9 protein-coding genes and 1 tRNA gene are annotated in these 20,724 nt (G+C 68.6%); 6 read left to right on the plus strand and 4 right to left on the minus strand.

Annotated elements, in window-relative coordinates:
* Window positions 1-39: 39 nt before the first annotated feature.
* Window positions 40-11,937, plus strand: coding sequence for an isopeptide-forming domain-containing fimbrial protein (locus tag AB0O71_RS10355; RefSeq protein WP_363744978.1), 11,898 nt, complete (start codon window positions 40-42; stop codon window positions 11,935-11,937).
* Here AB0O71_RS10355 and AB0O71_RS10360 read toward each other — a convergent pair.
* Window positions 11,934-12,314, minus strand: a complete 381-nt coding sequence (locus tag AB0O71_RS10360; protein ID WP_363744980.1) for an RNA-binding S4 domain-containing protein — start codon at window positions 12,312-12,314, stop codon at window positions 11,934-11,936. The genes AB0O71_RS10355 and AB0O71_RS10360 overlap by 4 nt on opposite strands.
* Before the next feature lie 52 nt (window positions 12,315-12,366).
* Here AB0O71_RS10360 and AB0O71_RS10365 point away from each other — a divergent pair, with 52 nt between their 5' ends.
* From AB0O71_RS10365 to AB0O71_RS10380, 4 genes are all read left to right on the plus strand, one after another.
* A complete protein-coding gene (locus AB0O71_RS10365) occupies window positions 12,367-12,993 on the plus strand; it encodes a YigZ family protein (protein WP_363744982.1) in 627 nt (208 codons plus the stop codon).
* Window positions 12,994-13,246: 253 nt separating this feature from the next.
* Entirely contained in the window at window positions 13,247-14,416 is a 1,170-nt protein-coding gene (locus AB0O71_RS10370) for a DNA polymerase III subunit delta' (protein ID WP_363744984.1), read from the plus strand.
* Window positions 14,413-16,014 carry an alpha/beta hydrolase gene (locus AB0O71_RS10375; protein ID WP_363744986.1) on the plus strand — a complete coding sequence of 534 codons (1,602 nt, stop codon included), beginning with the start codon at window positions 14,413-14,415 and terminating at the stop codon, window positions 16,012-16,014. Before AB0O71_RS10370 ends, AB0O71_RS10375 begins: the two co-directional genes overlap by 4 nt.
* Before the next feature lie 71 nt (window positions 16,015-16,085).
* Window positions 16,086-16,160, plus strand: a tRNA-Thr gene (locus tag AB0O71_RS10380).
* A 142-nt stretch (window positions 16,161-16,302) separates the two neighbouring features.
* On the opposite strand, the gene AB0O71_RS10385 is transcribed toward AB0O71_RS10380, so the two are convergent.
* Window positions 16,303-16,911, minus strand: a complete 609-nt coding sequence (locus AB0O71_RS10385; RefSeq protein ID WP_363744988.1) for an SOS response-associated peptidase family protein — start codon at window positions 16,909-16,911, stop codon at window positions 16,303-16,305.
* Window positions 16,912-16,951: 40 nt separating this feature from the next.
* Here AB0O71_RS10385 and AB0O71_RS10390 point away from each other — a divergent pair, with 40 nt between their 5' ends.
* Window positions 16,952-18,079 (plus strand): acyltransferase family protein, encoded by a 1,128-nt coding sequence (locus AB0O71_RS10390; protein WP_363744990.1) that lies wholly within the window; start codon window positions 16,952-16,954, stop codon window positions 18,077-18,079.
* A 9-nt stretch (window positions 18,080-18,088) separates the two neighbouring features.
* On the opposite strand, the gene AB0O71_RS10395 is transcribed toward AB0O71_RS10390, so the two are convergent.
* Together AB0O71_RS10395 and ribH are read right to left on the minus strand one after the other, a co-directional pair.
* The gene (locus AB0O71_RS10395; RefSeq protein WP_363745066.1) at window positions 18,089-20,029 is read right to left on the minus strand and encodes an ABC transporter ATP-binding protein; all 1,941 of its coding nucleotides are present in this window, start codon (window positions 20,027-20,029) and stop codon (window positions 18,089-18,091) included.
* A gap of 151 nt (window positions 20,030-20,180) precedes the next feature.
* Window positions 20,181-20,672: a 6,7-dimethyl-8-ribityllumazine synthase gene (gene ribH / locus AB0O71_RS10400; protein ID WP_363744992.1), complete on the minus strand. Its 492-nt coding sequence runs from the start codon at window positions 20,670-20,672 to the stop codon at window positions 20,181-20,183.
* Window positions 20,673-20,724 lie beyond the last annotated feature (52 nt).

Below are 20,724 nucleotides of genomic sequence, written 5' to 3' on the forward strand. Positions count from 1 at the left end.
CGGGGCGCAGACGTGCGCGCAAAGGGAAAAGTGGACAACATGGTCGAAGCAGTCGTGGCTCCGAAGCGGAGTCGCATTCGCTCCCTGATCGCCAGCATCGCGACCGGTGCGGTTGTCGCAGGATCCCTCGTCGCCGTCGGCATCGGCGCCCAGCAAGCCGCCGCAGCGGAGTGGGCTCCCGAAGTGTCGGTCGCGAGCACCGGAGCAGGCGAGAAGAACTTCATCCTCGCCGGTGAGGACGCCGCGTTCACGGTCGAGATCTCGAACGCCGACGGAGGCAAGCAGTTCAACCTCGGTGTCTCGGCACTGCTGCCCGAGTCCGTCTCGTTCGTCGACGGGGCCGGATCGCAGAAGCCGACGAAGGTGTACGGCCCGCTCGAGGTGCTTCCGAACGCATCGCGCACCGGCGCCGCGACGGCGGAGAGCTGCGCCGCGAGCGGCCTGATTCCCGCATCCACGCTCGACCCTGCTGGCCCGGCGAACCGGTGCGCGGTGCCCGCCGGTCAGCAGATGTGGGTATGGGCGAACATCGACGATCTGCCGCAGGGCGGAACGGTCGCGCTCAACGTGAAGGTGCGTCCCGATGCAGGTGCGTACCCCGTCGGCAGCACCATCAACTTCAACGCCACCGCCTACACGAGCACCGACCCGTCGCGTTTGCCGACGTTCGACGGCTCCGAGAGCAAGGCGAAAACCACCGATCACACGTCGAACCCGGGCCTTGACCGTGACTTCTCGCAGCCCGACGTGCGCGCACTTCGCGTCACGAAGTCGGAGCCGAGCCCCGAACGGGAGCTGCTGCGTGGGGTGCACGATCACCCCACCGTGTACACGATCAAGGTCGAGAACACCGGTCAGGCCGCCACCGAAGGCGTGACGGTCACCGATTATCTGCCCGCCGGTCTCGAGTATCTCGGGATCGCCGGCGGCGACAATTCCGCTGCTGGTTCGGGGGAGTACTCCGTCGACGGGCAGCCCCGCCGCATTCCGGGTCAGAGCCCGCTCGCCTCCCCTGCAGCGGAGCGCGTCGAGACCGTGCAGCTGTCGGCAGCCGAGGCCACCGCGCTCGGGCTCGCGGGGGCTGGTGTCTACACGAAGGTCACCTGGGCCCTGAGCGACCTCACCGGCGGAACCGCGCAGTCCTTCCCCGACGCGCCTGCGACCTCCGGCTCCATCGAGCTGAAGTACTACGCCGCGGTGCCGCTGTTCGAGAACGCGATGTGGACCGGCGATGCGCCGGATCCCGCTACCGGCGTGCAGGGTGCGAATCTCGACAACAACACCGGCCCGTCCACGCGGCACGGCAGCGAGGATGCCGCGAACCCGGCCAACGCGAAGGCGCTGACCAACGCGGCCGTCGCATCGGGTGCGTTCACCGGCCCGGTGTTCAACGACGACGAGGGGCTGCGCACCACCTCCGACGCCGACACCGAGACCGTGGAAGCCGTCGACCTGCACGTGATCAAGAGCGTGGAAGAGGACGCCTTCACGACCGGGGCCCTCGCCGACTACGCATTGCAGGTGCGTGCGAGCGAGTACGTCGATGCGCAGGACGTCCGGCTCACCGACGTGATTCCGAACGGCCTCTGCCCGGCCTTCCCAGCCCAGTCCCAGCAGCCGCAGCTCACGATCAAGACCGGTGACGCGGTGCAGACCTACAGCGACGCCGCCGAGTGGAGCGAAGACGTCGTGCCGAGTTCCGCGTGCGACTACCCGAACGCCGAAACGGGTGCAACGGTCGACAACGCCACAGTGGAGTCGATCGAGTTCAACGAAGACTCGGGCCAGTTCACCGTCGTGTTCGCAATCGATGCGCTTGCCGCGAATGGCACCGCCGACGTGCGCTACACGCTCATGCAGCGTCCCAACTACACGGGGGCGCAGGGCAGCACGAGCTCGGGCGACCGGCTCACCAACCGGGTGTCGATCACGGGGACCACTTCTCCCATCGCCGACATCGCCGCCGATCCGGCGCTGCTGGAGCGCGTCGGCGATGAGCGGTATCCGCTCGACGACTCGCAGGCGACCATTTCGTCGCACTTCACCGGCATCGAGAAGGAGGTGCTGGAGCGCGGACGGTCGCTCGAGCAGAGCGTCTCCGATCCCGCCGCCTGGCAGAAGCAGGCGTCGATGCCGTTCTCCCCGGGGGACCACGTCTGGTATCGCATTCAGGTGCCCTTCACCGAGGGAATCGACACCCGCAACCCCGTGCTCGACGACTACCTGCCGCCGGGGGTCGACTTCGTGCAGGCGAAGTACGCCTACACGGGTGTGCTCGGCGCTGCAGACGCGACGACCCCGAAGGATCGCACCGACAGCGGATTCCCGCAGGCCTATATCCCAGCCCCCAGCGTGGACGGCCCGCATATCTCCTGGGACCTGGGCGAGCAGCGCGGCGACTTCCGCTTCATGCCGCTCGACAGCTCCCTGACGGTCTACCTCGAGGGCGTCGTGACCGCGCAGTCGGCTTCGGCCGACGACGTCGACAACCCGGCGAACCATGCGAAGTACCAGCAGGTGAACGTCGACGGCGAGCTCACCTTCCGGCGCTCCGACGCCACGATCGATCTCGACTGGGGCGCGACGCTGCAGAAGGGCATCAAAACCAACACCTATGCGAACGGCAGCTCGAACCGGGCGTTCGGCGAGGGGGGCACCGACGAGACCGTCGCGCAGGGCGACTCGGTGACGTACCGCATCGACGTCACGACGCCGCAGAACACCACCAACGGCTACGTGATCTGGGACGTGCTGCCGGAGGGCGTGACCGCCGCTGATGTGGCCGGAGGCAGCTTCACGGCGGATCTCTACGACAGCGGCGCGGCGGGATCGCCCGAGACCGCGCTCGACCCGAGCGACTTCACGGCGACCGCAGTGGATACCGTGCCGAGTGATGGACCGCAGCTGAGCACCGAGTACGCCGACCGATCCGTCGTCATCTGGAATATCTCGAGCGACGTGCCCGGCTCGGAGGCCGCCACGGAGACGAGCGCAGCGGTGACGCGGGGGCTGACCCTCGGGTACACGCTCAACGTTCCCGACGGCTCCGGTGGCGCAGCTGCCCAGCTCACGCAGAGCTACGAGAACACCGCGGGCATCGTCAGCTATGACATCCCACATCCGGGCTCCTCGGCCGCGGCGACCACGGTCGTGCCGCAGCAGCAGGACGGCGGCCAGCTGTTGACCACCCGCACGCCTGATACCGACGAGGTCGGGTTCGGCGATGCCGACACGTACGACTCAGCCGAGGTGCACCTTCCCGACGCCGCCGTGGAGAAGACGCTCGTCTCGACGCAGGTCTCTCCGAGCACCGCCGATGTCTCCGATCCGAACAACGGCGCAGGCGCGATCGTGCAGGGCGAGTACGCCACCTTTGAGTACGCCGTGACGATCCCTGCGAACACGACGGTGACCGGTGCATCGCTGACCGACCGCGGCACGCTGACCTCGGGGGGCGATTCCGTCTCGACCACGGTCGTCGCGGGAAGTGGACAATTCTTCGGCCCCGGCAACACCGGCACGACCGCGGACTCCTGCGGGACGGGCGGTGCACTTGCGGGATTCATCTGCGACACCGACACCGGCGCATTGACGTTCCCCGCGACCTACACGAACGACGGCGCTGAACCCGAGAAGTTCCGCGTGCAGCTCACCATGTGGGTCGGCGGGGGTGCGCAGCCCGGAGACCTGCTGAACGCTGCGACCTTCACGTTCGACAACCCTGCCAGCGGGGCGCCCATCGAGCACACAGCGGAAGAAGCGGTCGCACTGGTCGAACCGAAGCTCGCCGTTACCAAGTCGGCGAGCCAGACAGTCGGCGTCAACGTCGACCAGCCGGTCACCTTCACCATCGTGGTCTCCAACGGAGCCTCGGCTCCGAAGAGTTACGATAACGTCGTCATCGACGAGCTCCCGCCCGGACTCAGGGTCGACCGCGACTCCTTCACGGTCAACGGCGCGACCGCGCCCTCGACGTCGGTCGCTGCAGCTCCGGGGGCCGTCGATGGCACCGGCGGCACGATCGTCTGGGATGCGGCAGACATTTCGGAGCTGCGCGAGATCCCGGGCGCCGTAACGCTCACGTACCGAGCCCAGCTAGACCCGCAGGCAGGGGCCGGAGAGGCCTACACGAACACCGTCAAGGTGCAGGGGCACACGCTGCCCGCCGCCATCGATGTCGATTACGAGCGAGGCGGACCGCTCACGGCGTCGAGCGAGGCGACGGTCACGGCCGACACCGCGGGAATCACGAAGCAGGTGCGGGTCAAGGGATCCGGATCGGCCTTCGCTCCCACTGCGAGCGCGCCCGTCGGCGCCACCGCCGAGTACGAGGTGCGGGTCGCACTGAAGCCGTTCGTGAACTACTACGACGTGCGCATCGACGACATCGGCCTCAACACGAGCCAGGCGATATCGAACGCCACGGTGACACTCGAGGCCGAAGGCGCTGCCGACGAAGACGTCACTGCCGACTGGTCGGTTTCCACCGCGGGCAGCGATACACGCACGTGGGCCTACGCGGCGAACGGCGGCACGATCGCGAGCAGCAATGAGGCTCGCGTGATCGTGCTGCGCTACGAGGCGCTCATCACGAAGGATCTCGTCACCAACGCGCAGATCGGCAACACGGCGAACTTCAAGTGGAAGTCGAGCACCGCGCAGAACGCGGTGTTCCAAACGCTTGAGAGCGATGCCGACGTGAACATCCTGCGCCCCCAGCTCACGGTCGCCAAGGGTGTGAAGCGCGCGGGCGCGACCGGCGCGTACGCGAGCAGTGCGAATGGGAACGTCGACCAGCGTTTCACCTACGAGGTGCGCGTGGCCAACGGCACGGGAGTGAACCGCAGCGACGCGTTCAACGCCGAGATCACGGATAAGGTGCCGGCCGGCATCGTCGTCGACGAGTCAAGCTTCAAGATCGGTGGGGTCGCGGCCCCCGCGGGCGCGGTCACGAAAACTGACAACACGATCACGTGGAGCATTCCAGGGCCGGTCGCGCCCGGCGCGACCGTGGCGCTCACCTACGAAGCGACCTTCGCGCCGTCGGCGACCCTGACCTCGGACGCGAAGCACAACACCGCGGGCATCAGAGGGTACGACTCGTACCCCACGAACGGCGAGCGCTTCACCTCGACGCAGACCGCCCAGGCGACGGTGACTCCGCTCCTTCCCGACGTCACACTGAAGAAGGCCGCTGCCGTCGCCTCGAAGACGGCGTACGCCGGCGAGCCGTTCGAGTGGGTGCTCACGGCCACGAACACCGCGAGCGCCGGTGCCGCCCAGAAGGTGGTGCTGACCGACACGCTTCCGGCGAACTGGACCTTCACCGAGACCAAGAGCATCACGGTCGCGGGAGCGACGGTCGCCGCGACGCCGCCCTCGGGCGGAGCCTCAGGTCCGCTCGTCTGGACGTTCGGCGCTGACGCGGTCGACGCGACGTCGCCAGTCGTGCTGCAGCCGGGCCAGAGCATCACCGTCCGCTACACGGCGACGCCGAGCAATCCCGATGCGATCACGGCACCGGGCGTCGGTGGCTCCAACCCCCACACGAACACGCTGAGCGCCGTGACCACCGATCGCCGTAATGCGACCGGAAGCGCTTCGGGCAGCTACACGGATGCCAACGCGACCGACAGCGCCTTCCTCCGCGACGCCAATCTCGTCGTCTCGAAGCAGCCGATCGGAGGGGTGACGAACTCGGGCGCACAGCCGACGAACCTGTACGGTCTCGCCACCGGCACCTGGGTGCCCGGGCAGCCGACCGTTGCGAATCGCTACGCTCAGCCCCAGTGGCAGGTGACCGTGAAGAACCAGGGGCCCGATGCGAGCTTCGGCCCGTTCGTGTTCACCGATACCACCGTGCAGCCGACCGGGGTCTCGACCGGCGCATTCTCGGCGCGATACTACGCCACCGCGAGCGACGTCACGGGAACGCCTCTGGCGCTGACCGTTCGTGCTGACGGCACGATGTCCGTTGGCCTCTCGACGACCAGGCTGTGGGCCGACGGCAGCGACCGCATCGTGCTCACTGCGAACGTCACGTCGAACGACGCCGCGACTGCGGCGGCGGCCCAGCTGACGAACACGGCCAACGTGATAGGCCGCACGTTCGAGGCCGAGAATCGCATGGGCGACAACACGTCGACCGCGCAGCAGGTGCTGACCCCGATCGCCGATCTCGCGATCCAGAAGGTCGTCAATACGGCGACCCCCGTCGTGGGCTCCCCGATCTCCTGGGGGATCACCGCACGCAATCTCGGCCCGTCGGTCTCGGTCGCGAGCGATGACGCGCCGATCACCATCACGGATACGGTGCCTGCCGGCGTGACCGGTGTCACCGCATCGAGCAACACCGACTGGGTGGCGACTCTCGCCGATGGCAGCGCAATTCCCGAAGACGGGGTAGATGCGGGCACGGAGATCGTCTGGACCTATCAGGGCGCATCGATGGCAGTAGGCGCAACGGCCCAGGTGACGCTCTCGGGCACGATCCTGACCTCGCAGACCGGCGAGCTGCTGAACTCGGCGACCGTGACCCCCGGTGCCACGGCGGAACCCGCGAACGGTACGGCGAACAACACCGCCGAGGTCGGCGTCACACCCGACGACAGCACCGCGCTCGGGGTGACCAAGACGCGCGTAGTCAACGACGAGGGCACCTGGCGCCCGGCGACGGCGGCCGAGCCGTTCGTGCCCGGCACTCCAGTGAGCTACCGCGTCGACGTCGCGAACAACGGCCCCGCTGACGCGCGCGCCGTGAGCGTGGTCGACACGCGACCGGCAGGCTTGAGCTACGCGAGCCACGTCGGGCTCGACGCCACCGCCTGGAGCGACACTCACACGGCCACCACCGACACCTTCACACTGCAGAGCGCTCAGGCCCCGCAGACGACGCGCTCGTTCGTGGTGACCTACACCTCGGCGCCGTCGGTGCTGAACACCATCAGCAACACGGTCGTCGCCTCAGCAGACAACGCGACCAACGAGCCAGAGGCGACGGACAGCACGGGATCGAGCCGCCGCGCGGATGTGTCGATCGAGAAGTCGCACACGGCACCGGCAGTCGGCGCGGCCGCTCAGGCGGGCGCCTCGGTGACCTACCAGCTGGTCGTCACCAATGAGGGCCCGAGCGACTCGGACGCCCCGATCGCCGTCACCGATACGCTCCCCGACGGGTTCGCCTACCGTGCAGGCAGCGCCACGGTTGCGGTCAACGGTGCGGCCGCGGCTGCACTCGAGCCGACTTCGGCAGACAACGTGCTCACCTGGGCCGACGTCACCGCCGGTGCCGACCTGCCCCTGGGCGCAACCTCGGTGATCACGTTCATCGCAAACGTCGACGCCGACCTCGCGCCGCAGACCGCCGTGCTGAACTCCGCCGATGTCTCGGCGCCGAACGACACGGATCCCGGCAACAACCACGCCGAAGATCTCGTCGACATCGAGCGGTCCGCATCTATGACTGTGGAGAAGACCGCTGACAGCGCGACCTTCGTCGCGGGCGGCGAGGCGACGTACACGCTGCAGGTCACGAACGCCGGGCCATCAGCGGCTCCGGCCCAGATCGCCGACGCACTGCCCGCAGGGCTGACGCTCGTGGAGATATCGGGCACCGGCTGGGACTGCGACGCATCCGTCGCGGGTGCGCAGAGCGCGACGTGCGAGTACGCCGAGAACGATGGACTCCTTCCGGTCGGCACCAGCACCCTGCAGGTGACGGCTGCGATCGCCCCCACGGTCACCGCGGGCACCGAGCTGGAGAACACCGCCACGCTCACCTGGAGCGATAGCGCGGGCACGCGGACCGATGATGACGAGGCGACCATCACGGTCGTCACCGCTGCCGATCTGGGCATCGTGAAAGACGTGATCGACGCACCTGAGGGCGACGTCGTCGCTGACGGAGGGGTGCTCGCCGGCGAGTCGGTCTGGTATCGCCTGCAGGTGCGCAACTTCGGCCCGAGCGACGCCGTTGGCCCGATCGTGGTGACCGACACGCTTCCGCTCGGAGTGACAGTCGCCGAGTCGCTCACCGCGGTCGGTCCCTGGGCGGTCAGCGCGACCGCAGCCGACGGGGAGACCCCGCAGGTGGTCACCTTCACCCTCGCGAGCGGCCTGCTGGCCGACACCGCATCCGACGAGGATCGCGGCGTCGCGCCCGTCATCGAGTTCGAGGCGCAGTTCGCGCCGACCCTCGGTGCGGGCACGCTCGCAAACACGGCCTCGGTCGAATCCGAGACCCCCGAACCCGCAGTCGATCCGCACCCGAACGAGGACTCCGCCGATGTGGCGGTCAGCCGTTCAGCGGAGGTCGGCATCGAGAAGGGCCACGTGGCGGCCGATCCCGATGAATTCGTGATCGGCGATACCGTCACATTCACCTTCGACGCGAGCAACAGCGGGCCGTCGTCGTCGAACACGCTGACGGTGACCGATACCTTCCCGGCGGGCCTCAGCTACGTCGAGGGCAGCATCGCCGGCGACGCCTGGAGCGTGACACGGGCGACGGTCAACGACGATGGCACGACCACGGTCGTCGCCAACTATGCGGGTACGGTGCTTCCGGGCGCTTCGGCCCCGCAACTGCGACTGTCGGCGCTCGTCACGGTCGGCATCGGTACGCAGACGTCGGTGACGAACGAGGCGTGCGCGGCGTCGCCAGAAGAGACGTCGCCCGTTGCACTCGCGGCGGCGTGCGACGACGAATCGATCACGGTCGTGCCGTTGGCCGATCTCGAGGTGACAAAGTCTCTCGACGAGAGCGCCACCCCGGTGGCGAGCATCACTGCGGGCGAGCCCATCACCTGGACGATCGCGCCGCGCAACGTCGGACCCTCGATCTCGGTGAGCACGGAGTCGGCGCCCATCACCGTCACCGACACGCTGCCCGCCGGAATCGCGAATGTCGAGGATCCCTCGACTGAACTGTGGTCGGCGACGGTCGAACGCGACGGCGAGTCCGTCGAATTCCCGGCGCGAGCCGGCGACACCATTACATGGACCTTCACGGGCGAGGAGTACCCGGTCGGCTCGGGCGAGGACTTCGACGGCAGCGCCTACGACATCTCGCTCACCGGCGTCATCGAGGCCGCGTGGACGAGCGGTGCGATCGAGAACGTGGCCGAGGTCGTCCCCGGAGCTACCCGCGATCCCCGCGAGTCCAACAACGAAAGCGCTGTGTCCGCCACTCCGGGCGACGCCACCTCCCTGCGCATCGCCAAGACCCGAGTGGTGCTGGTCGATGGTGAGTGGGTCGTGGCTGCAGAGCAGGATCCGATTCCCACGTTCCTCCCCGGAGACGACGTGAGCTATCGGGTCACCGTCGTCAACGACGGCCCGGCCGATGCGCGCGAAGTCAGCGTGGTCGACGAAGTGCCGATGGGGTTGAGCTACGACTCGCACGAGTCGGAGGGTGCGGCCCAGTGGGCCCGTACTGCGGGCGGAACGACGGCATCCGGCCAGAGCGACGACTGGGACACGTTCGCGCTCGCCGGCACGCAGCAGGCCGGCGCAGCGAGTGCGCGATCCTTCGTCGTGACCTACGGCACCGACCCCGCGATGCCGAATGGCGAGTCGTTCGTGAACACGGTCGATGTCACCGCCGTGAACTGGAAGACGGCCGGCGGAGAGTCGGCCTCGGCGAGCGACACCGAGGGTGTCGCCTCGACGCGCAGCGCGGATCTTGAAATCGAGAAGTCGCACACCGCTCCGGCCGGCGACGCGGCGGCGATTCCAGGTGAAACGGCCGAGTACCGGCTGCTCGTCACCAATCATGGGCCGAGCATCTCCGACGCTCCCATCGCCGTGACTGACGAGTTGCCGAGCGGCTTCACCTACGTTGCAGAGTCCGCAGCGGTCTCAGTCGCCGGGGACGAGGCGACGGCGCTGGAACCGACGGTCGCGGGCAATGCGCTCACCTGGGCAGATGCGACCTCGGGCGCGACGCTCGCACCGGACGCCACCGTCGTGGTCACCTTCACGGTGTCGATCGACGCGGATCTCGTGCCAGCGGAAGGCGTGGAGAACGTCGCGCTCGTCGACGGACCGAACGACAACAATCCGCTCAACGACCGCGATACCGATCTCATCGACGTCGTGGGATCAGCCGATCTCGCGCTCTCGAAGCGCGTGGTGACGACGTCGGAGGACATCACGGCCGGCTCCGCGGTCACGTGGAGCATCGAACCGCGCAACCTCGGCCCGTCGACCGCGCGCAGCACCGAGGCGCAGCCCATCACCATCACGGATACGATCCCCGAGGGCGTCACAGCGCTCGCTGAGGATCCGTCGAGCGACCTGTGGCGGGCGAGCTTCTCGAATGCGGGCGGCTGGAACTCGGCGACCGCGGGTGACACCATCACCTGGACGTACACCGGAGCCTCGATCCTGGTGGGCGGCGAGCCGAGCATCTCGGTGACCGGCGTGATCGACCCGGCCTGGACCGGCGGAGAGATCGTCAATACCGCAGCGGTGCACCCCGGAGCGACGAGCGACCCCGAGCCCGAGAACAACTCCGACGGAGTGTCGATCTCGCCGGATGACCGCACGAACCTCACGCTCTGGAAGACGCGCGTCGTGCAGTCCGAGGGTGTCTGGGTGCCGGCGACCTCGCTCGAGCCCGTGCCGCAGGTTGTGCCGGGCACCGACGTGTCGTATCGCGTCACGGTGCGCAACGACGGGCCGGCCGATGCCCGCGACGTGAGCGTCGTGGATCAGGTACCCGCCGGTCTCACTTTCGTCGCTTTCGCGAGCGAATCGGGCGAGTGGAACCGGTCGGCCGGTGCTCTCGATGCCGACGGGGCGGCGAACGAGGGATGGGACACCTTCGCGCTCTCGGGCACGCAGCAGGTCGGCCCCGAGCAGCTGCGCTCGTTCATCGTCACCTACGGCACCGATCCGGCGCTCGATGTGAGCGAGCCGCTCGTGAACGTCGCGGAGGCTTCAGCAACCAACTCGATGAACCGGCCGCCGGCCAGTGATTCGAGCGCCGAGCAGGCGAGCGCCGATCTCTCGATCGTGAAGACGAGCGAGCAGGATCGCGTGAACGCCGGCGGCACCGTCGGGTACCGGCTGCTCGTCACCAACGAGGGCCCGAGTATCGCGCGAGGTCCGATCACGGTCACCGATGCGCTGCCGATCGGTATGACCTACGCGCCTGGCACTGCTCAGGTCGTGCAGCTTGGAGCCGTCGCGGAAGCCGGGGAGCCTGTGGTCGCTTCGGTATCGGGTGCGCAGCAGCTCACCTGGACCCCGATCGCAGAGGGCGCGAGCCTCGCCGTGGGCGACACCGTCGAGATCACGCTGGAAGCAGTGGTAGCCGATTCGGTGGTGTCGGCCGATGGGCTGACGAACGTCGCCTCGGTGACGGCCGCCGACGATGAGAACCCGGTCAACAACGCCTCGAACGCTGCGGTGTTGGTCGACCCGGTGGCCACTCTGACGACCGAGAAGACCGCCGTCGGCGACTTCCAGGTCGGGCAGATCGGCGAGTACCGTATCGCAATCGAGAACCAGGGGCCGACGCTCGACCCGGGCCCCATCACGGTGACCGACGCGCTTCCCGATGGGCTGCGCTTCGCATCATCGCCCGACGACGGCGCACAGGTCTCCGGATCGACCGTCACCTGGACTCTGCCGCAGGGGCTCGCGGTCGGTGAGCGCGCGGAGTTCACGCTCTTCGTGCATGTCGATCAGGCTGCGTACCCCTCGGTCACCAACACGGTGACTGTGGAGACGCCGACCACGCAGACCGATGGTGCGCAGCTCACGAGCTCGGCCACCGCGGTGGTTTCAGCGGCTGATGGACTGCCGACGACGGGTGCCGACGCCGCGGCATTCGCAGCTCTGGCGGCGCTGCTCCTGCTGCTCGGCGGCGCAGGAGCCCTGCTGCTCGCGCGCCGTCGCCGTGAGGCGACTGCGGCCGCGGCTGCAGGCTAGGCCTCGCTGTCGCGGCCCCGGAGCCGGTCGATGTCGCGCCGTTCGCGCTTCGTCGGCCGGCCAGCGCCGCGATCGCGCACGATCTCGGCCGGGCGCTCCACGCGCGGCAGCGGGGGCGGGGTGAGGTCGTCGAAGTGCTTCGCCGCTTCGACCGCGCTGCCGCGACGTACAGGCAGACCCGTGACGCGGTACACCTTGTCGAAGCCGTGCTGGCGCACCCGCACCTCGTCTCCGAGGCGCACCGCCTGAGACGCCTTCGCGGTCGCGCCGTTCACGCGAACGTGGCCCGCGCGGCAGGCCGTGGTGGCCTGGCTCCGCGTTTTCGCGAGGCGAACGCCCCACACCCACGTGTCTATCCGTACGCTTTCGCCGCCCATAGACTCGATGGTAGCCGGGGCGCGATGCGCGCCCCCAGTCGAGGTGAGGGCGATGGAGTACGAGACGATCGCAGCTGCGGTCGAGGCCGAGCAGGAGATCTCGCGGTCACGCTTTCTCGTGCGGCTCGAGCGCGTCGAGACTGAGCCCGCAGCGCGCGATGTGATCGCTCGCGTTCGCGCGGAGCACCCGAGGGCGCGGCACCACTGCTCGGCGTTCGTGCTCGGCCCCGATGGGCGCGTGCAGCGGTCGAACGACGACGGCGAACCGAGCGGCACTGCCGGCGCCCCGATGCTCGACGCGCTCGTGTCAGCAGGTCTCAGCGACGTGGTCGCGGTGGTCACCCGCTACTTCGGCGGCGTGCTGCTCGGGGCTGGAGGGTTGACGCGCGCCTACCGGTCGAGTGTGGCGAGCGCGACTCAGCGGGCGGTGCGACAGCCGCGCGGGCTGCGGCGATCCGTGACTGTGCGCTGCGCCTACGACGTCGCGCCCCAGATCGAGGCTGAAGCGCGCCGTCGCGGGTACGCCGTGGGCGCGGCCGAATACACCGACAGGGTCGCACAGCACTTCGCCCTCGCCGAGCCGGAGGTCGCCGCGCTCGCATCGCTCGCGGCCGAGCTGAGCGCTGGGTCGGCCGAGTTCGAGACGGGGAGTGCGGGGTACGTCGACCTTCGCCGATAGTGCACGAAAAAGCCCCCGGAATCCTGGGGGACAGGACCGGGGGCGTGTCTCCCGCGCCATAGGGGAATACCGCGCGAGAGGATGGTTTGAACTCGGGGGAACGAATCTTCAACCGCTGAACAGCATATGCCGGGAAAGCTGCTCACGGGAGGCTGAAGAGCACTATTCACCCGCGGTTTCACCCCCTAGTGATGCGCGAGGTGGGCTGACTCGCGTCCATCACAGTGTCGGTGGAGCGCGATACGATTCCGGGGTGGAGTACTGGGCAGAAATCGTGGGTCAACCGGAGGCGGTGCGCACCCTCGACGCTGCCGCAGCGCTCGAGGCGTCGCCCTCGCACGCCTGGCTCATCACCGGCCCGCCCGGTTCCGGGCGCTCGAATCTCGCCTTCCGATTTGCCGCAGCCCTCATTTCGCGCGGGCAGGATCGCGAAGCCGTGTTCGCCCAGGTGCGCGCCCGCACGCATCCCGACCTCGGTGTACTCACGACGCAGAAGCTGCTGATCGACATCAGGGCTGCTCGCGACATCGTCACCACGGCCCACTACTCGCCGGCCGAGGGGCGATACCGGGTCATCGTGATCGAGGACGCAGACCGCATGCCCGAGCGCACCTCCAACGTGCTGCTGAAGGCGCTCGAAGAACCGCCTGAGCGCACCATCTGGATCCTCTGCGCGCCGAGTGAGGCCGACCTGCTGCCCACCATTCGTTCGCGCGCGCGATCACTGCGGCTGGTCACGCCCAGTGCAGACGATATCGCGCACTTGCTGCACGAGCGGGACGGCATCGACGCCGAAGTCGCTGAGCGGGCAGCGCGCCTTGCACAGAATCACATCGGCATGGCGCGGCGACTCGCGAGTGATGCCGAAGCACTGGCGCGACGCGAGCGCACCATGGACGTCGCACTCGGCGTCCAGACGCTCGGGGACGGTATGCGCGCTGCCGCAACACTCGTCAAGGTTGCGGAGGCCGATGCTGCCGCTCTCACCGAGGCCCTCGACCAGCGCGAGCGGGACGACGCGCTGCGCAGCCTCGGCCTGCCGGCCGGCGCGGCGATCCCTCCGCAAATGCGCAGCCAGATCCGCGCCCTCGAAGAAGACCAGAAGCGTCGCGCGACGCGGAGCCTGCGCGATGGCATCGACCGGATCCTCACCGACCTGCTCTCGCTCTTCCGAGACGTGCTCCTCACCGCGCTGCACGCCTCTCCTGAACTCATCAACCGCGAACGCGAGACGGCGATCATCGATCTCGCCGAACGCTGGGGGCCCGAGCGCGCGCTGGCCGTCGTTGCGGCCGTCGAGGTCGCTCGGGAGCGCCTCGGTCGCGGCATCACGCCGGCGCTCGTGCTCGAAGCACTGTTCGCCACTCAGAGCACCGCCGACGCACTCGAACTCGACGCTCTCGCCGACGGAGCGCGCCGATGAGTGATCTGCCGCGCCCCACTGTGATCCGGCCGGCGAGCACCTCGGCCCCCGCACGCGCACGCCGCCTGCTCGCCGGAGTCGCGCTCGCGACCGTCGCCGCCCTGGCGCTCACCGGTTGCGCGCCGATCGCTGCGCTCGTGGAGCAGATGACCTCTCGTGAACCGGAGCTCCCTCCGCTCCCCGACGGCACGGTCGCGGGTTTCGGCGCGCAGCAGCCCGACTGGACCGCCTGCGAGAACGGCCTGAAATGCGCCGTCGTCCACGCTCCGCTCGACTGGGAGGAGCCCTCGGAGGAGACCATCACGCTCCGTATCGTGAAGCAGGAGGCCCTCGGTGGCGACGCGGTCGGCACGCTCTTCGTGAATCCCGGCGGACCGGGTGCGTCGGGCGTCAACTATCTCGCGGGCGGTGTCGGCGGCGCGGTGCAGCCGGAGGTGCAAGAGGCGTACGACGTGATCGCGTGGGACCCGCGAGGGGTGGGGGCGTCTTCGCCCATCACCTGTCTCAATGCTGCTGCAATGGACGAGTATCTCTTCGGTGTTGACCCCGCCGAAGAAGACCTCGAAGTGGGCAGCGACGCGTGGATGGAGGCGGCGCTCGCGAACGAGCGCGAGTTCGGCGTGGCCTGCCTCGAGCAGACCGGCGACCTGCTGGCGCACGTGAGCACCGCTGAAACGGTGCGCGATCTCGACATGCTGCGCGCGATCGTCGGTGACCCGAAGCTCTCCTACCTGGGGTACTCGTACGGAACGTACATCGGGGCCCGGTACGCGGATGCGTACCCCGACCGCGTCGGCCGGCTGGTGCTCGACGGCGCGATGGATCCCTCGGCCAGCCTCTCGGAGGTCGTGCGCGAGCAGACCCGCGGTTTCGAGACCGCGCTTCGCGCGTACGTCACCGACTGCCTCTCCCGAGACGACTGCCCGTTGAGCGCACCGGCCGACGTCGGAATGGCGCAGATCAGCGCGCTGCTCGACCAGGTGGACGATGCACCGTTGACCGGGTCAGACGGTCGCACCTTCACCGCGTCGACGATGCTCACCGCGATCATCACCCCGCTCTACGCCGAGAGTAACTGGGGATACCTCGACGAGCTCTTCTCAGCGGTCGCGAATCGGGATCCCGACATCGGATTCGCCCTCGCAGACTCTTACTACGACCGGCAGAACGGCACGTACCTCAGCAACTCGACCGAGGCGTTCTCGGCGATCAACTGCCTCGATTACCCCGCGGGCGATCTCGATCGCGAGCAGATGCGCGCCGACGCCGCTGAGCTTGCGGAGATCGCACCGACGATCGGCCGGTTCCAAGGGTACGGAGACCTCGCCTGCGCGGCGTGGCCCGAGCAGCCGACCGCAGAACGCGGGCCCGTCACCGGAGCGGGGGCCGATCCGATTCTCGTCGTCGGCACCACCGGCGATCCCGCGACACCGTATCGCTGGGCCGAGTCCCTCTCCGAGCAGCTCGAGAGCGGCGTGCTCGTCACTTATAACGGCGAGGGCCACACCGCGTACGGCGAAAGCGCCTGCGTCAACGAGGTCGTCGACGACTATCTGCTCACCGGTGCGGTGCCGAGTGCCGATCCGCAGTGCTCGTGAACGGCGTGCGCGAGTCGGTCGCCAGAACGTGCTAAAGTGATCTCTCGTGTGCGAGAGCGTTCTTGCACTCCGCCGACTTAGCTCAGGGGTAGAGCAGTTCCCTCGTAAAGAACAGGTCTCGGGTTCAAATCCCGAAGTCGGCTCCATCGGCCCCCGCCTCGGCGGGGGCCTTTCGCATTCCGGGTGAGGGCGAAGCCGGAGGGGTGAGTGGGTTTCCCGTCACCCCCGGAACTGGACTGACCAGATTCGTGCGCGCGGCGTCTCCTGAAATCTCTCCGGCGCGTATGCTCACTGCCTCGTCAACGCACGCGAGATCCCGTCAGAGGCGTGCTGGGCTTCCGCTACGAGCGCCGCGTCGCCAGCGCGTTCGGGGTCGAGCCACTCGTCGTGCATCTCGCGCGGCAGCACGAGCGGCATGCGCGGCCAGACCTCCGCGGCTTCCCCTACGGCATCCCGCGTCACCATGGAATAGCTGATCAGCTCCGAGCCGTCTTCGAGCGTGACCGTCGACGTGAGTGCGGCGATCCCGAACGCCTCGTCACCCGGCAGGTGGAAGCGTCCCTGCTTCTCGACGTACCAATTCGCGGGGAGGATCGCCCGATGCTGAAAGGGGCGCTTCCACGAGCGCAGCAGACGATCGTCGCGCGAGTTGAAGGCCGAGAACTTCACAGGTCCGCTCGCGTCGAGCCACAACCACCACCATGCGAGCTGCACATGACGGGCTCCGGTGGCATCGGCGGTGATCACCGGATTGAGGTTGCGTGCGTTCTTGCCCGTGATCTTCGCGTTGCCCGATCGCTGCTCGAGCCACGCATCGATGAGCGTCGCGTGCTCGGTTTCGCTGAGCGGCTCGAGATCGAGAGGGAGCGAACCGCCGAGGCCGTATGAAGCGCACATGCGGTCAGGGTACTCGGAGAGACGTCGCTAGGCTACACAAATGAGCACTCCGACGACGGTATCGGCGCCCGGAAAAGCGGGCGCGCCCCGCGTCGCATTCTGGGACAACGCGCGCTTCGCGCTCATCGCGCTCGTCGTCATCGGTCATGCGATCTCGACCGTGCGGCACGACTCGGCCCTTGCCTACGGCATCTACACGTATATCTTCCTCTTCCACATGCCGGCGCTGATTCTGCTGAGCGGCTACTTCTCGCGGGCGAACGCGTCATCGAAAACCATTCGCGCGACCGTGCAACTCATCGTGCTCTGGGTGCTCTGGGAGGGCATCTGGGCGGTGATCGGGTTCGCGGCCATCGACGAGACCCCAGCCGATACGTTCCTCGTGTCACCGTCGTGGACGCTCTGGTACCTCGTCACCATCGTCACGATGCGCATCATGCTGCCGTATATGGCGCAATTGCGGCATCCGCTGCTCGTATCTATCGTGATCGCGCTTCTCGGTGGAGTGATACCCGTGATCGGCACCGAGTTCTCAGCAGCGCGCACGTTGACGTTTCTGCCGTTCTTCATCGCGGGCTGGCTCGCGCGGGATCGCGGGTGGCTCAGCGGTCAGTGGTTCGCATTGCCCCGGCGATGGGTCCGCGTGGCGTCATGGGGAATCCTCGCGTTCATCGCGGCCGTTTTTCTCGTGCTTCCGGGCCTGAGGTCGTGGTGGCGCCTCGATAGTTGGCTGACCTGGCGAGACGGGTACGACGGGCGCTTCGCCGATGCTCCCATCGGCGACTGGAGTCCGCACCACTGGCTCGAGACGACCCTCGGCGGCCTCGCCGTGACGGCCGTGCTGCTCGCGCTCGCAGCGGCGATGACGTTCGCGGTGCTCGGCGTGACGCCGCGCCGACGCCTCGTCATCACCGATTGGGGCGCGCGCACGCTCTCGGTCTACCTGCTGCACGGACCGATCATCTGGGTGCTGCGCCACACCGGGGTCATCGACGCAGTGGGCGGCTTCGGCGAACTCGGCGTCGCGATCCTCATCGTGGGCGCTGTCGCACTCGCGGCGCTGCTCGCACTCGCTCCCGTCGAACGCGCGTTCCGCTGGGTGCTGGTGCCGAACCTCGACTGGTTGTTCGGAAGCGCGCGGCAGGAGGCCGATCGCGGCGCGCGGTGACGCCGCGGCTCAGCGGTCTTCGGGCACAAGCAGCTGATGCTGCGCGAGCTCGCGGTACAGCGGAGTGCTGGCGACCAGCTCGTCGTGCGTGCCCTCGCCGATGACGCGACCCTCGTCGAGCACCACGATCTTGTCCGAGTCGACGACGGTCGACAGCCGATGCGCGATCACCACGAGCGTCCGCCCAGTCGACACCGCGTCGAGCGCTTCGCGCATGAGGCGCTCGTTCACGCCGTCGAGGCTGGCGGTCGACTCGTCGAGCAGCAGTATCGGCGGAGCCGTGAGCAGCGCGCGCGCGATCGCGAGTCGCTGCTTCTCGCCGCCCGAGAGCATCACGCCGTTCTCGCCGACGGGCATGTCGAGCGCAGTGGCGAGCGCAGCACTCGCATCCCCCGTCTTCCACGCGCCCCCGCGCTCGAGCAGGCCGCCGAGGTTGACCGCCCGCAACACGCGCTCGCAGGCCGCGTCGCTCGCCTCGGGGGCTGCCAGCAGCAGGTTTTCGCGGAGCGTGCCCGCGAGCACCGGCGCGTCTTGCTCGACGTACCCCATCTGGCGGCGCAGCTCACCGCGGTCAAGCGTGCGCACGTCGGCCCCGTGCAGCGCGACCGAGCCGGCTTCGGGATCGTAGAAGCGCTCGATGAGCCCCAAGATCGTCGACTTGCCCGCGCCGGAGGGGCCCACGAGCGCCACGCGCGATCCTCGCGGCACCGCGAAGCTCACTCCGCGCAGCACCTCGGTCTCGATGAGCTCTGCCGGCGCGGCCTCGGCGTCGCGGCGCGCTCCCCGTCCGCCTCGCACGAGCTCACGCGCGTCGGCGCGCTCGGGGGCGGCGGAACGGTAGGTGAAGCGCACATCGTCGAGCTCGATCGCGGGCGCAGCTTCGTCGCGCACCTCGTCGAGCGGCACGAGTCGGCCGAGGGGTGAGCGGTCGGCGTCGCGCTCCGCCTCCGTCTCGAGGCTCGCGATCTCCTGGATGCGGCCGAGCGCTCCGAGTGCCTGGTTGACGGCCGAGATCGCCCCGAACGCTTGGGCGAGCGGCGTCACCATCAAGAACAGGAAGATGATGAACGTGACGAGCTGGGCAATGGTGATCGCTCCCGTGGCGACCCGGAAGCCGCCGAGCCCGAGCACGATCAGAAACGAGAGCTGCAGCGCGAGGAACGACACGGGCACGATGAAGGCCGAGATGCGAGCGACCTTGATACCGAGCAGATACGCCTCGGTCGCGTCGCGCTCCGTCGCGGCCTGCTCGCGTTCGGCCGCCCCCGCCGCCCTGATGGTGCGGATCGACGAGATGGACCGGTCCACCTGCGCGGCGAGGTCGCCGACCTTCTCCTGCGCGCGAGCGACAGCGGGGCGGATGCGCGAGGAGACCGCCACCACCACCACGAGCGCTACGACGATCACGCTGAAGGTGATCCCGAACAGCGCCGGGTCGATGACGAGCATGCCGACGAGCGCGCCGACGAAGATGAGGATGCCGCTGGCCGCCTCGACGAGGCCCTGCGTCAGCACGGCGCGCAGCAGGGTAGTGTCGCTGCCGACGCGCGAGACGAGGTCTCCGGTGCGACGGCGATCGAACTGCGAGATCGGCAGATGGAGGATCTTGGCGATGAGCCGCTTGCGGCTCGTCAGCACCACGCCCTCACCCATGCGCTGCAGTACGTAGTGCTGCAGCCCGCTGAGCACGGCACCGACCACGACGATCGCGGAGAGGAAGCCGAGCAGGCCGGCCAGCGGCAGGCCCTCCTGCACGCGAGTGATGATCTGCCCGAGCAGGGGCGGCTGCACGAGCGAGGCGACCGCTGCGACGAGGCCGAGCACCAGGGCGACGACGAGGAGGCGGCGCTGCTCGAAGAGGTAGGGGAGGAGCTGCCGCAGCGAGGCGCGCGGCCCGCGAGGAGCGCTCCGCTCGGCGGTCTGGGCCGATCCGGCATCGTCTGAAGTGATGTGTTCTGCTGATGCTGCTGGCCCGCTCACCCACTCAGCCTACGCCGTCGCGCCTTCCCCCAATCTGCGAGCGGGGTCACTCTTCGTGCGTGTTGGGAGTGCGACACGCACGAAGAGTGACCCCGCTCGCATGTGTGGGGTGCGCGGCGGGCTACGACGAGGCGATGCGGCGCAGCGCTACCGCTAGGTGCAGAGCGGCCTCGGCGGCTTCGCGACCCTTCGATTCCGGGGCTCCTGGCCGGCCCGAGCGGTCGAGCGCCTGCTGCTCCGTGTCGGTGGTCAGCACGCCGAACCCGATGGGCTTGCCCGCGTCGAGCTGCACGCGCGTGAGCCCGTCGGTCACCGCCGAGCTGATGTACTCGAAGTGCGGGGTTCCGCCGCGAATGACGATGCCGAGGCACACGGCCGCGTCGTACCCGCCGCCTCCCGTCTCGCGCGGGGCGAGTGCGATCTGCGCCGCAAGCGGCAGCTCGAACCCGCCGGCCACGGTGAAGGTCTCGTGCTCGGCTCCGGCGGCCGAGATCGAATGCTGGGCGCCTGCGACGAGGTGCTCCATGATTTCGCCGTGCCAGCTGCCGGCGATGATGGCGACCCGCAGGCCGGTGGCGTCGACGCTGAGATCCGGGGCTCCGGCTCCGCTCATGATGTGCTCCTTCGAGTGGGTGGGTGGGTGCGTGTGAGGTGCGGCTGGGGCG

The sequence above is a fragment of the Leucobacter sp. NPDC077196 genome, from assembly GCF_040687075.1.
Lineage (GTDB): Bacteria > Actinomycetota > Actinomycetes > Actinomycetales > Microbacteriaceae > Leucobacter.